Source organism: Streptomyces sp. NBC_01092, assembly GCF_045039535.1.
Classification (GTDB): Bacteria; Actinomycetota; Actinomycetes; order Streptomycetales; family Streptomycetaceae; genus Streptomyces.
Genome location: NZ_CP108659.1, coordinates 3,179,408 through 3,194,199, shown reverse-complemented (window position 1 = coordinate 3,194,199; position 14,792 = coordinate 3,179,408). Strand labels below are relative to the sequence as shown.

The 14,792-nt window shown below is 69.1% G+C and carries 13 protein-coding genes; 6 read left to right on the top strand and 7 right to left on the bottom strand.

Annotated elements, in window-relative coordinates:
- Window positions 1-29 precede the first annotated feature (29 nt).
- Window positions 30-653 (bottom strand): DUF305 domain-containing protein, encoded by a 624-nt coding sequence (locus OG254_RS14280; protein WP_405581430.1) that lies wholly within the window; start codon window positions 651-653, stop codon window positions 30-32.
- Entirely contained in the window at window positions 650-1,315 is a 666-nt protein-coding gene (locus OG254_RS14275) for a DUF3105 domain-containing protein (protein WP_405581427.1), read from the bottom strand. Before OG254_RS14275 ends, OG254_RS14280 begins: the two co-directional genes overlap by 4 nt.
- Before the next feature lie 176 nt (window positions 1,316-1,491).
- Between OG254_RS14275 and OG254_RS14270 the strand changes: the two genes are divergently transcribed.
- The gene (locus OG254_RS14270; RefSeq protein WP_405581424.1) at window positions 1,492-1,926 is read left to right on the top strand and encodes an Rrf2 family transcriptional regulator; all 435 of its coding nucleotides are present in this window, start codon (window positions 1,492-1,494) and stop codon (window positions 1,924-1,926) included.
- Between the two features lie 13 nt (window positions 1,927-1,939).
- Here OG254_RS14270 and OG254_RS14265 read toward each other — a convergent pair whose 3' ends face one another.
- Entirely contained in the window at window positions 1,940-3,130 is a 1,191-nt protein-coding gene (locus OG254_RS14265) for a globin domain-containing protein (protein ID WP_405581421.1), read from the bottom strand.
- A gap of 318 nt (window positions 3,131-3,448) precedes the next feature.
- Between OG254_RS14265 and OG254_RS14260 the strand changes: the two genes are divergently transcribed.
- Entirely contained in the window at window positions 3,449-4,810 is a 1,362-nt protein-coding gene (locus OG254_RS14260) for a glutamine synthetase family protein (protein ID WP_147997972.1), read from the top strand.
- 55 nt (window positions 4,811-4,865) lie between these two features.
- Here OG254_RS14260 and OG254_RS14255 read toward each other — a convergent pair whose 3' ends face one another.
- Together OG254_RS14255 and OG254_RS14250 are read right to left on the bottom strand one after the other, a co-directional pair.
- Window positions 4,866-5,318 carry a VOC family protein gene (locus OG254_RS14255; protein WP_405581418.1) on the bottom strand — a complete coding sequence of 151 codons (453 nt, stop codon included), beginning with the start codon at window positions 5,316-5,318 and terminating at the stop codon, window positions 4,866-4,868.
- A gap of 2 nt (window positions 5,319-5,320) precedes the next feature.
- A complete protein-coding gene (locus tag OG254_RS14250; RefSeq protein WP_405581415.1) occupies window positions 5,321-5,842 on the bottom strand; it encodes a pyridoxamine 5'-phosphate oxidase family protein in 522 nt (173 codons plus the stop codon).
- A gap of 159 nt (window positions 5,843-6,001) precedes the next feature.
- Here OG254_RS14250 and OG254_RS14245 point away from each other — a divergent pair, with 159 nt between their 5' ends.
- Entirely contained in the window at window positions 6,002-9,001 is a 3,000-nt protein-coding gene (locus OG254_RS14245) for a bifunctional [glutamine synthetase] adenylyltransferase/[glutamine synthetase]-adenylyl-L-tyrosine phosphorylase (protein ID WP_405581413.1), read from the top strand.
- A 9-nt stretch (window positions 9,002-9,010) separates the two neighbouring features.
- Here OG254_RS14245 and OG254_RS14240 read toward each other — a convergent pair whose 3' ends face one another.
- Together OG254_RS14240 and OG254_RS14235 are read right to left on the bottom strand one after the other, a co-directional pair.
- On the bottom strand, window positions 9,011-9,907 hold the full coding sequence (locus OG254_RS14240) for a phosphatase PAP2 family protein (RefSeq protein WP_405581410.1): 897 nt from the start codon (window positions 9,905-9,907) through the stop codon (window positions 9,011-9,013).
- Between the two features lie 143 nt (window positions 9,908-10,050).
- Window positions 10,051-11,085 (bottom strand): LacI family DNA-binding transcriptional regulator, encoded by a 1,035-nt coding sequence (locus tag OG254_RS14235; protein WP_405581407.1) that lies wholly within the window; start codon window positions 11,083-11,085, stop codon window positions 10,051-10,053.
- Window positions 11,086-11,466: 381 nt separating this feature from the next.
- Between OG254_RS14235 and OG254_RS14230 the strand changes: the two genes are divergently transcribed.
- The 3 genes from OG254_RS14230 (at window position 11,467) to OG254_RS14220 (ending at window position 14,768) form a co-directional block, all read left to right on the top strand.
- A complete protein-coding gene (locus tag OG254_RS14230) occupies window positions 11,467-12,735 on the top strand; it encodes an extracellular solute-binding protein (RefSeq protein ID WP_405581404.1) in 1,269 nt (422 codons plus the stop codon).
- Between the two features lie 106 nt (window positions 12,736-12,841).
- A complete protein-coding gene (locus tag OG254_RS14225) occupies window positions 12,842-13,846 on the top strand; it encodes a sugar ABC transporter permease (protein WP_351198752.1) in 1,005 nt (334 codons plus the stop codon).
- Window positions 13,847-13,859: 13 nt separating this feature from the next.
- Window positions 13,860-14,768: a sugar ABC transporter permease gene (locus OG254_RS14220; RefSeq protein ID WP_405581401.1), complete on the top strand. Its 909-nt coding sequence runs from the start codon at window positions 13,860-13,862 to the stop codon at window positions 14,766-14,768.
- The last annotated feature ends 24 nt before the right edge of the window (window positions 14,769-14,792 follow it).

Sequence of the window (14,792 nt, the reverse complement as noted above, 5' to 3'; positions counted from 1 at the left end):
CTACGTTAATGACAAAGCCATTTCCGGTCCTACGACCGCGGCTTCGCGCCCCGCTCCTTGAGCATGTCGGCCATCAGGTCGATCTCCGACTTCTGGCCGTTCACCATCGTCTGCGCGAGCCGCTTCTCCACGCCGACCCCGCACCGGTCGAGGCAGCCCTTCGCCATGTGGATGCCGCCCTTGTGATGGGCCGTCATCAACTGGAGGAAGAAGATCTCCGCCTGCTTGCCGTTGAGGGTCCCGAGCTTCTTCATCTCCGCGTTGGTCGCCATGCCCGGCATCAACGAGCCGTCCCCCGCGGAGGGCATGTCGCCCATGCCCATCCAGGTCATCGGCGCCTTGGACGACACCTTCGGCAGATCCCACAGGTCCAGCCAGCCCAGCAGCATGCCGCGCTGGTTGGCCTGCGTCTGCGCGATGTCGTAGGCCAGCCGCCGCACGTCCTCGTCATCGGTGCGGTCGCGCACGATGTACGACATCTCCACGGCCTGCTGATGGTGCACCGCCATGTCCCGCGCGAAGCCGGCGTCCGCCGAGTCGGCGACCGGGGTCGTGCCCGAACCGCCGTCCTCGGCGACCGCGTAGGTGATCGCGCCCGCGGCGACGAGCACCGCCGCCGCGGTTCCTGCAATCCAGCCGACGTGCTGCTTCACTCCGACAGACCGTTCGTGCACGCCGCGCCCGGCTCGGGCGTCTGCTTGCCCTGGACGTACGTCTCGAAGAACTTGCCGACGTTCGGGTCGCTCGCGCTCGTCACCGTGCGCTGGTGCCCCCACGCGCTGAGCATGATCGGGTCCTTCTGCTGCTCGTCCGGGCTCATCAGCGTGTACGGCGTCTGCTTGACCTTCGCCGCCAGCGCCTCGATGTCGGCCTTGGCCGCCTTGCTGGTGTACGTCACCCACACCGCGCCGTGCTCCAGCGAGTGCACGGCGTTCTCCCGCGCCAGTTCCTTGGTGTAGACGTCGCCGTTGCAGTTCATCCAGGCGCGGTGGTGGTTGCCGCCGACCGGGGGCTCCATCAGGTACTTCACGCTCGTCTCGACGTGGGTGCTGGCCAGCGTCCCTTTCCAGGTCTGCACGCCGTCCGCGCCGGCGACGAACTTCCCGGAGGTCTTCTTGTCGGGCTTCGCCTCGTCCTTCTTGTCGGACTGCGACTGGACGAGCACGACTCCGCCGACGACGAGGCCGGCGACGACCACCGTGCTGGCGGCGATGGTGAGGATGCGGTTGCGGCGCTCACGGGCCCGCTCCGCACGCCGCATCTCCTCTATTCGCGCCTTGCGCTCAGCGCTGTTCTTGTTCTTGGCGGAGCCCATGAGGTCATGTCCTTCTGGCGAAAGGGACGGTCGGGTCCGCTGATCGTAATGGGGAAGGAGTGGCCTCTCGTAGGGAGGTGGCGGGAAAGTCCGGATCGCAACGACCCACTCTGCCGACGCCCGCCCCGCAGGCCGATATTTTGAACCGGGGATGCGCATTATCTACGCTTCCCGGTATGCGGCTGTTGCGCTCCACCGACCTGGCACTGCGCCTCCTCATGCGGCTCGCCGTCCTCGGGGACGCCACGCCGACGACCCGCGAGGTCGCGGCGGACATGGAGGTGCCGTACACGCACGCCGCCAAGGTCGTCGCCGAGCTCCAGCACATGGGGCTGGTCGTCGCCCGCCGGGGCCGCGGCGGCGGGCTCTCGATCGGCGACCGGGGCCGTACGGCCTCCGTCGGCGCGATCGTGCGCGCCTTCGAGGGGGACGGCGACGTCGTCGAGTGCGAGGGCGACCACCCCTGCCCGCTCAACTCCGGGTGCCGGCTGCGCGGCGCGCTGCGGCGGGCCCAGGAGGCGTTCTTCGCCTCGCTGGACCCGCTGACGGTGGCCGACGTGACCGCGGACCCGACCGGGCCGCTGCTCCTGCAGATCGGCCACGCGCCCTGAGGCGGAACCGGCCTCAGCCCTCCTGCGCCAGCCAGAGGTCCGGCCCGAACACCTCGTAGTGGATGTCGGCCGGTGCCACACCCTTGCCGATCAGCTGTGCCCGCACCGCCCGCATGAAGGGCAGCGGACCGCACAGGTACGCGCGCGTGCCCCGCGGTACGGCGACGCCGGTGAGGTCGACCAGGCCGGTGCGGTGGGCCGCCCCGGCGCCGGTCTCGTACCAGAAGTGGACCGACGCGTCGGCGAGCTTCCCGGCGTACGCCTCGTGGTCCGCGCGCAGCGCGTGCTCGGCGGGGGAGCGGTCGCCGTGCACGACCAGCACCGGGCCCTCGTGCCCGTGGTCCGCGAGCTGACCCAGCATGGCGACCATCGGGGTCACGCCGATGCCGGCCGAGGCGAGGAGCAGCGGCGCGTCGGCGCGGACGTCGGTGAGTACCAGATCGCCGTACGGCGCCGACATGCGCAGCCGGTCGCCGACGCACACACGCGCGTGGAGGTGGTTCGAGACCTCGCCGTCGGGCGCGGCCCCGCCGTGCACCCGCTTCACGCTGAACTGCCGGATCGGTGAGCCGGGTGCGGCGCAGAGGCTGTACTGGCGTATCTGCCGGGCGCCGTCAGCGAGCTCGACCTGGACCGAGACGTACTGGCCGGCCCGGAAGTCAGGCGCCGGGCGGCCGTCGGCCGGGCGCAGCCGGAACATGGCGACGTCGGCGGTCTCCTCGACGCGCCCGACGACCTCCCACTCCCGCCACTGGTTCCCGCCGCGCTCCTCGTACAGCCGCTGCTCGATCGCGGTCAGCGCGTTCGCCATCAGCCAGTAGACCTCGTCCCAGGCGGCGGCGACCTCGGGCGTGACGGCCTCGCCGAGCACCTCGGCGATCGCGGCGAAGAGGTGCTCGTGGACGAGCGCGTACTGCTCCGCCGTGACGCCCAGGGAGGCGTGCTTGTGGGCGATGCGGCTCAGCATCGCGTCGGGCCGCTGGCCGGGGCGGTCCACGAGGTGCGTCGCGAACGCGGCGATCGACCCCGCGAGCGCCTGCCGCTGGGTGCCGGCCGCCTGGTTGCCGCGGTTGAACAGGTCACGCAGCAGCTCGGGGCGGGCGGCGAACATCGCGGCGTAGAAGCGCTCGGTGATCTCACCGATCGCCCCGCCGACGACGGGGAGGGTGGCGCGCACGGTGGCGGCGGACTGCTCGGACAGCATCGGATCTCCTCTGGTTCGGTCGAGGTGCCTCCATTAAAACTTGTATCTGAGATGCAAATTAAAGCGGGGTGGGTCCACCGGGGCCGGGCATTACAGATGTGGGCCCGAGCAGGCAAGATGGGCGGCAGAGCAGTCCACCGGACACCATGGCCGCGACAGGACACCTGCCGTAGGCCGGGTGTTCGACCCGAGGTCGCCACGGCGATCAAGGTCCGCAACGCGCCTGAAACGGTGTTGTGGTGTGATGCTCAGGTGCCCGACCGCCTCCTGCGGGACACGGAGACAGGCGGCCTGACCAGCAAGGATGGGAAGCGGAAGATGGACAAGCAGCAGGAGTTCGTGCTCCGTACGTTGGAGGAGCGCGACATCCGGTTCGTACGCCTGTGGTTCACCGACGTGCTGGGCTTCCTCAAATCCGTGGCCGTGGCACCTGCCGAGCTGGAGCAGGCCTTCGACGAGGGCATCGGCTTCGACGGCTCGGCGATCGAGGGCTTCGCCCGCGTATACGAGTCCGACATGATCGCCAAGCCGGACCCGTCGACCTTCCAGATCCTGCCCTGGCGCGCCGAGGCCCCCGGCACCGCCCGCATGTTCTGCGACATCCTCATGCCGGACGGCTCCCCGTCCTTCGCCGACCCGCGCTACGTGCTCAAGCGCGCCCTCGCGCGCACCTCCGACCTGGGCTTCACCTTCTACACCCACCCGGAGATCGAGTTCTTCCTGCTCAAGGACCGCCCGCTCGACGGCACCCGCCCGACCCCGGCCGACAACTCCGGCTACTTCGACCACACCCCGCAGAACATCGGCATGGACTTCCGCCGCCAGGCGATCACCATGCTGGAGTCCATGGGCATCTCGGTCGAGTTCTCCCACCACGAGGGCGCGCCGGGCCAGCAGGAGATCGACCTGCGCTACGCCGACGCACTGTCCACGGCCGACAACATCATGACGTTCCGCCTGGTCATGAAGCAGGTGGCGCTGGAGCAGGGCGTCCACGCGACGTTCATGCCGAAGCCGTTCTCCGAGCACCCCGGCTCCGGCATGCACACGCACCTCTCCCTCTTCGAGGGCGACCGGAACGCCTTCTACGAGTCCGGCTCGGAGTACCAGCTCTCCAAGGTCGGCCGCTCCTTCATCGCCGGCCTGCTGAAGCACGCGGCGGAGATCTCGGCCGTCACCAACCAGTGGGTGAACTCCTACAAGCGCATCTGGGGCGGCTCCGAGCGCACCGCGGGCGCCGGCGGCGAGGCCCCCTCGTACATCTGCTGGGGCCACAACAACCGCTCGGCCCTGGTCCGCGTGCCGATGTACAAGCCCGGCAAGACCGGCTCGGCGCGGGTCGAGGTCCGCTCCCTCGACTCCGGCGCCAACCCGTACCTGGCCTACGCCGTCCTGCTGGCCGCCGGCCTCAAGGGCATCGAGGAGGGCTACGAACTGCCGCCGGGCGCCGAGGACGACGTCTGGGCCCTGTCCAACGCCGAGCGCCGCGCCATGGGCATCGAGCCCCTCCCGCAGAACCTCGGCGAGTCCCTGACCCTCATGGAGAACAGCGACCTGGTCGCCGAGACGCTGGGCGAGCACGTCTTCGACTTCTTCCTGCGCAACAAGCGCCAGGAGTGGGAGGAGTACCGCAGCGAGGTCACCGCGTTCGAGCTGCGGAAGAGCTTGCCGGTGCTGTAGTGCTCGGTCGCCGTGGGGACGCGGGGGCGTGCAGCTCCCCGCGTCCCCTACGGCGTTACTGCCCGCCCTTGTTCGACAGTTCCGTGAGGAGTTGGTGCAAGGGCTCCGTCGCCCGGCGTCGGTACTCCTGGATCGACCAGCCGTTGCCGTCGGGGTCCTTGAAGTACATGAACGTGGCGCCGTCGTCGGGGGTGTACTGGACCGGCTCGGAGATGTCCAGGCCGCGTTCGACCAGTTCCGCGTGGGCCGCCTTGATGTCGGCCACGCAGAGCTGCAGGCCCTGGTAGGAGCCGGGCTCGGGCACGGTTTCGCCCTTGGTCATGTCCCAGATGCTGTCGCCGAGGGCGATCGAACAGCCGGAACCCGGAGGGGTCAGCTGGACGATGCGCATGCCCGGCATCACCTCCTGGTCGATATCGACGTGGAAGCCGACCTTGTCCCGGTAGAAGTCGCGGGCCCGGTCGATGTCGCTGACGGGCAACGGGATCACTTCCAGGGTGAAGTCCATCGCTAGTCCTCCATGGTGAATCGCCAACGGGTCTGGCTGAACGGCTCACCCTTACCGAAGCCGAAAACCGTTCGCGGCGCCACCGAAAAGACGTAGGCATGTCCCGCTCCGTGCTGGAAAGCACCGTCCGCCACGTCGAAGTGCCAGAAGGGGCCGTACTTCGTCTCCCACGCGTCGGCCAGCTCGCGCAGCCGCGCCTCGTCGGTGATCCGTTCCGCCTCGCCCTCGACCACCAGGTCGTAGCCCTCGTCCCAGAGGTTCGTGCCGGTCGTCAGGACGAGATGCGGGTTCGCCGCGAGGTTCCTCGCCTTGCGTTCCTCCGGGCCCGTGCAGAAGTGCAGCGCGCCCCGCGACCACACCGCCGGCAGCGGGGTCACATGGGGACGCCCGTCCGGCCGTACCGTCGAGATCCAGAACAGCTCGGCCTCGGACAGCAGCTTCTCCGCCTCCGACCAGGGCTTCGCCGTGGCCGTCTCGTCGCTGTAGCGCGCGTCCAGTCGGGTCTGTGGTTGCTTGTCGGTCATCGGCCGCCCTCCAGATGTGTCGCCGGGCCTCTCCCTCGACAAGACAGACCGCTCGGAGCGCCGGAACTCATCGGCGCCACTTCCAGGCTCTGCGGCTAGGCTCGACCGCGTACGACCTTGATCGGGTGCGTACGAACCCGATCGGACGGGAGGGCGAGCATGACGGCGCCGGGGCGCAGGAGCAGTACCTTCACGCGGCTGCTGCGGCACGGATTCACCGACCCGTCGGCCGCCGAGCGACTCCTGGAGAGCCCCGAGCTCGCGCCGATCCGTGACGATCCGGTGCTGCTGGAGGCCCTCGGCGCCACCGCCGACCCCGACCTCACCCTGCACGGCCTCGTCCGGCTCGTCGAGGCCCAGGCCGAGCCCGCAGCCCAGCAGGAGCTGCTCGACACGGTGATAGCGGCCAAGCCCCTGCGCGACCGGCTGCTCGGCGTGCTCGGCGCGTCCGCCGCGCTCGCCGACCACCTCGCCCGGCACCCCGGCGACTGGCAGGCGCTGGTCATGTACGAGCCCCGCGACCTGCACCCCGGGGTCGAGGAGTTCGAGCAGGGCCTCGTCGACGCCACCGACCCGGTGTCCCTGCGCGTCGCCTACCGGCGCTGCCTGCTGTCCATCGCCGCGCGCGACGTGTGCGGCACCACCGACCTCGCCCAGACCGCCGCCGAGCTCGCCGACCTCGCCACCGCGACCCTGCGCGCCGCCCTCGCCATCGCCCGCGCCGCCGCGCCCGAGGACGCCGCACAGTGCCGGCTCGCGGTGATCGCGATGGGCAAGTGCGGGGGCCATGAGCTCAACTACGTCTCCGACGTCGACGTCATCTTCGTCGGTGAGACCGCGGGCGGCGCCGACGAGGGCAAGGCGCTGCGGTCGGCCACCAAGCTCGCCTCGCACATGATGCGGATCTGCTCCGAGACCACCGTCGAGGGCTCCATCTGGCCCGTGGACGCCAACCTGCGCCCCGAGGGCAGGAACGGCCCCCTGGTGCGCACGCTCAGCAGCCACCTCGCCTACTACCGGCGCTGGGCCAAGACCTGGGAGTTCCAGGCGCTGCTCAAGGCCCGCCCGGTGGCGGGCGACATCGAGCTGGGCGAGGAGTACGTCGCCGCGCTGGAGCCGATGGTCTGGAAGGCCGCCGAGCGCGAGAACTTCGTCGCCGACGTGCAGAAGATGCGGCGGCGGGTCGTCGAGACCATCCCGGTGACGGAGCTGGACCGCCAGCTGAAGCTCGGGCCGGGTGGGCTGCGGGACGTCGAATTCGCCGTACAGCTGCTCCAGTTGGTACACGGCCGGGACGACGCCTCGCTGCGCAGCGGCACGACCCTGGACGCCTTGCGGGCGCTCGCGGCGGGCGGCTACGTCGGGCGGGCCGACGCCGCGCAGCTCGACACCGCCTATCGCTTCCTGCGCTCCATGGAACACCGCATCCAGCTCTACCGGCTGCGCCGCACCCACCTGGTGCCCGAGGACGAGGCCGACCTGCGGCGCATCGGCCGCTCGCTCGGACTGCGCGTCGATCCGGTGGCCGAGCTGAACCGCGAGTGGAAACGGCACGCGAGTGTCGTACGGCGGCTGCACGAGAAGCTCTTCTACCGGCCGTTGCTCGACGCCGTCGCCCAACTCGCCAACGGCGAGGCCCGGTTGAGTGCCGGGGCGGCGCGGGAGCGGCTGGTCGCGCTCGGGTACGGCGATCCGGCCGCCGCGCTCAGGCATCTGGAGGCGCTGGCCTCCGGAGTCACACGGAAGGCGGCGATCCAACGCACGCTGCTGCCCGTCCTGTTGGGCTGGTTCGCTGACTCGGCCGACCCCGACGCGGGGCTGCTGAACTTCCGCAAGGTGTCGGACGCGCTCGGCAAGACCCCTTGGTATCTGCGGCTGTTGAGGGACGAGGGCGCCGCCGCCGAGAACCTCGCCCGTGTGCTGTCGGCCGGCCGGCTCGCCCCCGATCTGCTGATGCGGGCGCCGGAGGCGGTGGCGCTGCTCGGTGACGGGGACGGGGGGAGCGGTCTTGAGCCCCGCTCGCGCGGGCACCTGGAGCAGGAGATCCTCGCCGCGGTCGGCCGTGCGGACGGGGCCGTGCAGGGGGTCACGGCGGCGCGTGGCGTGCGGCGCCGGGAGCTGTTCCGTACGGCGGCCGCCGACATCGTCGACTCCTACGGCACCGAGACGAAGCCCACCGAGGCCGATCAGGGTGCGCTGGTGGACCGGGTCGGGGCGGCGGTGTCCGATCTGACGGCGGCGACGCTGGCGGGGACCTTGCGGGCGGTGGTGCGCGAAGGGTGGGGGGACACCCTGCCGACCCGGTTCGCGATCATCGGCATGGGGCGGTTCGGGGGACATGAGCTGGGATACGGCAGCGACGCCGACGTCCTGTTCGTGCACGAGCCGCGAGACGGGGTGGAGGAGCGCGAGGCCGCCGACGCCGCGAATCGGGTCGTCTCGGAGATGCGGCGGCTGCTGCAGATTCCCAGTGCGGATCCGCCGCTGTTGATCGACGCCGATCTGCGCCCGGAGGGCAAGACGGGGCCGCTGGTTCGCACGCTGAACTCGTACGAGGCGTACTACCGGCGGTGGTCGCTGGTGTGGGAGTCGCAGGCGCTGCTGCGCGCCGAGCCGGTCGCGGGGGACGAGGAGCTCGCGGGGCGGTTCGTCGAGCTGATCGCTCCGCTGCGCTATCCCGCCGAGGGGCTCGGCGAGGATGCCGTACGGGAGATCCGGCGGCTGAAGGCCCGGATGGAGTCCGAGCGGCTGCCTCGCGGCTCCGATCCCAAGCTGCACACCAAGCTCGGGCCGGGCGGGCTGTCCGACGTGGAGTGGACGGTCCAGCTGCTGCAGCTGCGGCACGGGTGGGCCGAGCCGGGGCTGCGTACGACTCGGACGCGCGAGGCCCTTGCCGCCGCTTGTGCGGCCGGGCTCATCCCGGGCGAGGAGGCGGCGATCCTGGACGAGGCGTGGGTGCTGGCGACGCGGGTGCGCAACGCGGTGATGCTGGTGCGGGGGCGGGCCGGGGACACATTTCCCTCGGATGCTCGTGAGCTGGCGGCCGTGGGGCGTTACTTGGGGTACGAGCCCGGTCACGTAGGGGACATGCTCGATGCGTATCGGCGTACCGCGCGGCGGGCTCGGGGGGTTGTGGAGGAGCTGTTCTACGGGGCGTGAAGCCCGCGCCTACTGCTTCGTCGCGGGTTCCTCGACGCCCGCCGCCGCGGGCGGACGTCCCCCGGCACGGCGCCTGGTCGCCCTGTTCGGTACCTGCCGCGGCAGCGCGTAGGGGAGCGCTCCGTACCAGACGCGTGCCACCGTGTAGCCGAAGGCCAGGCACACCAGGCCGCCCGCCGCGTCCAGCCAGAAGTGGTTGGCCGTCGCGACGATCACCAGGAGGGTGGCCGTCGGGTAGAGCAGACCCAGTACGCGTACCCACGGGACGCGCGCCAAGGCGAAGATCGTCAGGCCTGACCAGACCGACCAGCCGATGTGCATCGACGGCATCGCGGCGTACTGGTTCGACATGTTCTTCAGGTCGCCGGAGGCCATGGAGCCCCAGGTGTCATGGACCAGCACCGTGTCGATGAAGCCGGTGTTCGTCATCAGCCGTGGCGGCGCCAGTGGATACAGGTAGTAACCGACCAGAGCCACACCTGTGGTCGCGAAGAGGACCAGGCGGGTCGCCGCGTAGCGGCCGGGGTGGCTGCGGTAGAGCCAGACCAGGACGCCCAGGGTGACGATGAAGTGCAGCGTCGCGTAGTAGTAGTTCATACCGACGATGAGCCAAGTCACCGAGTTCACAGCGTGGTTGACCGACTCCTCGAAGGCCATGCCGAGGCTGTGCTCCAGCTTCCAGAGCCAGTCGGCGTTGCGCAGCGCCTCGGACTTCTGCTCCGGGACCGCGTTGCGGATCAGTGAGTACGTCCAGTAACTCACCGCGATCAGCAGGATCTCGAACCAGAGACGGGGTCGGCGAGGGGTGCGCAGTCGGCGCAGGGGCCCCCGCCCCGTCTCGTTGGCGACAGGGTGCGGGACGGCCGCTTCGCGGCCTTCCAATGTCGTCACGGTCGTGTCACCCATAGGCACAGAGTCTGCCAGAAAAGACTTCCCCGACCGATCATCCCCCGGTTGGGTTCGGGACGCACGTTCTACGGCCGGCGTACAGCTCCATACTCCTACCAACGCAGGGGAGGGATGGGTCTATTCTCCGCCTCGCGGACGACTTAGGGACGATTCCTGTCACCGGGTGCCGAAGCCGTCGAACCCCGCACCACCAGCTCCGGCATGAACACGAACTCGCTGTGCGGAGCGGGAGTCCCGCCGATCTCTTCGAGCAGCGTGCGTACCGCGGCCTGGCCCATCGCCGGAACCGGCTTGCGGACCGTGGTCAGGGGCGGGTCGGTGAAGGCGATCAGCGGGGAGTCGTCGAAGCCCACGACCGAGATGTCCTTGGGGACGTCAAGGCTGAGTTGCCGGGCCGCCCGTATCGCACCCAGTGCCATCATGTCGCTGGCGCAGACGATCGCGGTGCAGTCACGGCCGATCAGGGCCGTCGCGGCTGCCTGGCCGCCCTCCAGCGTGTACAGGGAGTGCTGGATCAGTTCGTTCTCGATGACGTCCGTCGGCAGGTTCAGCTGGTCCTGCACGGTGCGGACGAAGCCCTCGATCTTGCGCTGGACCGGGACGAAGCGCTTGGGGCCCAGGGCCAGGCCGATGCGGGTGTGGCCCAGGGAGACGAGATGGGTCACGGCCAGGGTCATCGCCGCGCGGTCGTCGGGGGAGATGAACGGTGCCTGGACCTTGGGGGAGAAGCCGTCCACCAGGACGTAGGGGACACCCTGGGCGCGCAGTCGCTCGTAGCGCTGCATGTCGGCCGTGGTGTCGGCGTGGAGGCCGGAGACGTAGATGATGCCGGCCACTCCGCGGTCGACGAGCATCTCCGTGAGCTCGTCCTCCGTCGAGCCGCCCGGGGTCTGGGTGGCCAGCACCGGCGTGTAGCCCTGCCTGGTCAGCGCCTGGCCGATGACCTGGGCGAGGGCCGGGAATATCGGGTTCTCCAGCTCCGGCGTGATCAGGCCCACCAGGCCCTCGCTGCGCTGGCGCAGACGTACGGGGCGTTCGTAGCCGAGCACGTCGAGTGCGGCCAGCACGGACTGGCGGGTGGTGGAGGCGACGCCCGGCTTGCCGTTGAGGACCCGGCTGACGGTCGCTTCGCTCACCCCCGCCTGCGCAGCGATGTCCGCAAGCCGTGTGGTCACGGCACTGGACTGTACCGGCCGTATGTCGCCTTGCACACCAATCGGACGCCGTGGGCGACCTGTTGACCGGCCGCGCCCGGGCTGCTGCGTCATCGCACTCCCTCGTGAACATGATGGCAAGAGCTTGCAGAGTCTTGCACAAGTGGCCTACGGGCCGCTCCACCCCTGTAAAGAAGCGTCTCATGGTGGTCGCCGAGCGGTCACACCCCGGTAACTTCCGTGTTCTCTTGCACTTTTTTTCTGCAAGGTCTTTCGCAAGTCTTTCAGCGCTGTTACGTTCACGTCGCCCGGCGGCCGCAACGGCGCAGTCGGCAAGACAGCAGGGGCAGGCAGACGGGGCCGCCCCTGCATCACACGGGCTTTCACCCTCAAGGAGAACTCATGCGGCGTGGCATAGCGGCCACCGCGCTGGTGGCGTCCCTCGCTCTTGCGGCGACGGCGTGCGGCGGGGACGACAGTGGCAGCGACTCGAGCGGGCCGGTGACCCTCACGTGGTGGGACACCTCCAACGCCACCAATGAGGCGCCGACGTACCAGGCCTTGGTCAAGGAGTTCGAGGCCGCCAACAAGGACATCAAGGTCAAGTACGTCAACGTCCCCTTCGACCAGGCGCAGAACAAGTTCGACACCGCCGCCGGTTCCAAGGGCGCCCCGGACATCCTGCGCTCCGAGGTCGGCTGGACCCCCGCCTTCGCGAAGAAGGGCTTCTTCCTGCCGCTGGACGGCACCGAGGCCCTCGCCGACCAGGCCAAGTTCCAGCCCAGCCTGATCGAGCAGGCCAAGTACGAGGGCAAGACCTACGGCGCTCCGTTCACCACGGACACCCTTGCCTTTGTGTACAACAAGGACCTGTTCAAGAAGGCCGGCGTCGAGGCTCCCAAGACCTGGGACGATCTGAAGAAGGCCGCCGCCACGATCAAGGACAAGACCGGCGTCGACGGCTACTGGGGCTCCACCCAGGCCTACTACGCCCAGACGTTCCTCTACGGCGAGGGCACCGACACCGTCGACGCCGACGCCAAGAAGATCACCGTCAACTCGGCCGAGGCCAAGAAGGGCTACGGCACCTGGCTGAGCCTCTTCGACGGCAAGGGCCTGCACAAGGCCGACACCACCGCCGACGCCTACGCCCACATCCAGGAGGCGTTCGTCAGCGGCAAGGTCGCCGCGATCATGCAGGGCCCGTGGGAGATCACCAACTTCTACAAGGGCTCCGCGTTCAAGGACAAGGCCAACCTCGGTATCGCCACCGTCCCGGCCGGCTCCTCCGGCAAGGCGGGCGCCCCGACCGGCGGCCACAACCTCTCCGTGTACGCCGGCTCCGACGAGGCGCACCAGAAGGCCGCGCTGAAGTTCGTGAACTTCATGACCTCGGCGAAGTCCCAGGAGACCATCGCCCTGAAGAACAACACGCTGCCCACCCGTGACGACGCCTACACCGACGAGGTGAAGGCCGACCCGGGCATCGCCGGCTACCAGGGCGTCCTCGCCTCCGCCCAGCCGCGCCCGGCGCTGCCCGAGTACAGCTCCCTGTGGGGCCCGCTGGACACCGAGCTGCTGAAGATCGCCGGTGGCAAGGAGTCCCTGGACAAGGGTCTGAGCAGCACCGAGGTCGCCATCGCCAAGCTGGTGCCGGACTTCAGCAAGTGATCGCCAGTGGCCGCCGGGTCCTGCCCGACAGGGGGACGGGACCCGGCGGCCACCGGCCTGTGCGTAAGGCCCGCCCCCTGATCTTCCAGAAGGTGTCGAGAGAACCATGACAGTCGCCATCGACCGCGCCACCGGCAAGCGCCACGGTGACCGCGCGCCGCGGCCCGGGCTGGGCCAGCGCCTGAAGCACTCGTACCAGAAGCACTGGTACGCCTACGCGATGATCACGCCGGTGATCGTCGTCCTCGGCGTTCTCGTGCTCTACCCGTTGGCCTACGGCTTCTATCTGACGCTCACCGACGCCAACAGCCTCAACACGGGCCGCACCATCGGCGTCAACGAGATCGAGGCCACCTACAAGTTCATCGGCCTCGACAACTACGCCGACATCCTGTGGGGCGAGACCGCCTACGACCGCTTCTGGTCCCACTTCATCTGGACCATCGTGTGGACGGGCGCCTGCGTCACCCTCCACTACACGATCGGCCTCGGCCTCGCCCTGCTGCTGAACCAGAAGCTGCGCGGCCGCACCCTGTACCGGCTGATCCTGATCCTGCCGTGGGCCGTACCGACCTTCGTCACGGTGTTCGGCTGGCGCTTCATGCTCGCCGACGGCGGCGTCATCAACTCCTTCCTGGAGACGCTCCACCTGCCGACGCCGCTGTGGCTGGAGGACACCTTCTGGCAGCGGTTCGCCGCGATCATGGTCAACACCTGGTGCGGTGTGCCGTTCATGATGCTCTCGCTGCTCGGCGGACTGCAGTCCATCGACACCACCCTCTACGAGGCCGCCGAGATGGACGGAGCGAGCAAGTGGCAGCAGTTCCGCTACGTCACCCTGCCCGGCCTGCGCTCCGTCAGCTCCACCGTCGTACTCCTCGGCATCATCTGGACCTTCAACCAGTTCGCCATCATCTTCCTGCTGTTCGGCGACACCGCCCCGGACGCCCAGATCCTTGTCACCTGGGCCTACTACCTCGGCTTCGGACAGCAGCCGCGTGACTTCGCGCAGTCGGCCGCCTACGGCATGCTGCTGCTGGCCATCCTGATCGTCTTCACCTCCTTCTACCGCCGCTGGCTGAACCGCAATGACCAGCAGCTCGCGATCTGAGGCAGGAGTTCCCATGAGCACCACTACCGCCCTGACCTCCGCCGAGGCGAAGAAGGAGAACAGCGTGGCCCCCACCCCGGGCAAGGCGCGCCGAGGCGGACGCGGCCTCGCGGGCTCGCTCGTCTCCCACGGCATCCTGATCGTCGCGAGCCTGATCGCGCTCTTCCCGATCCTCTGGCTGGTCTTCCTGTCCCTCGGCCCGGACAAGGACGACTATCTGCACCCCGGCGGCATCTGGGGGAAGATGACGCTGGACAACTACTCGTTCGTCCTGCAGGACACCAACTTCTTCGACTGGCTGACGAGCACCCTGATCGTCTCGCTCGGCACCACGGTCATCGGCGTCATGATCGCCGCCACGACCGGCTACGCCGTCTCGCGCATGCGCTTCCCGGGCTACAAGAAGTTCATGTGGGTGCTTCTGGTGACCCAGATGTTCCCGATCGCCGTCCTCATCGTGCCGATGTACCAGATCCTCTCCGAACTCCAGCTGGTCGACAGCTACCTCGGTCTGATCCTGGTCTACTGCTCGACCGCGGTGCCGTATTGCGCCTGGCTGCTCAAGGGCTACTTCGACACCATCCCGTTCGAGATCGACGAGGCCGGACGCGTCGACGGACTGAGCCCCTTCGGCACGTTCGTACGGCTGATCCTGCCGCTCGCGAAGCCCGGTCTCGCGGTCGCCGGCTTCTACAGCTTCATCACGGCCTTCGGCGAGGTCGCCTTCGCGTCGACGTTCATGCTGTCCGACACGAAGTACACCTTCGCCGTCGCCCTGCAGACCTTCGTCAGTGAGCACGACGCCCAGCGCCAGCTCATGGCCGCCACCGCGGTGCTGATCGCGATACCCGTCTCCGCCTTCTTCTACCTCGTCCAGAAGAACCTGGTGACCGGCCTCACCGCGGGCGGAACCAAGGGCTGACGCCCCAGACCCGAGGCGGCCGCG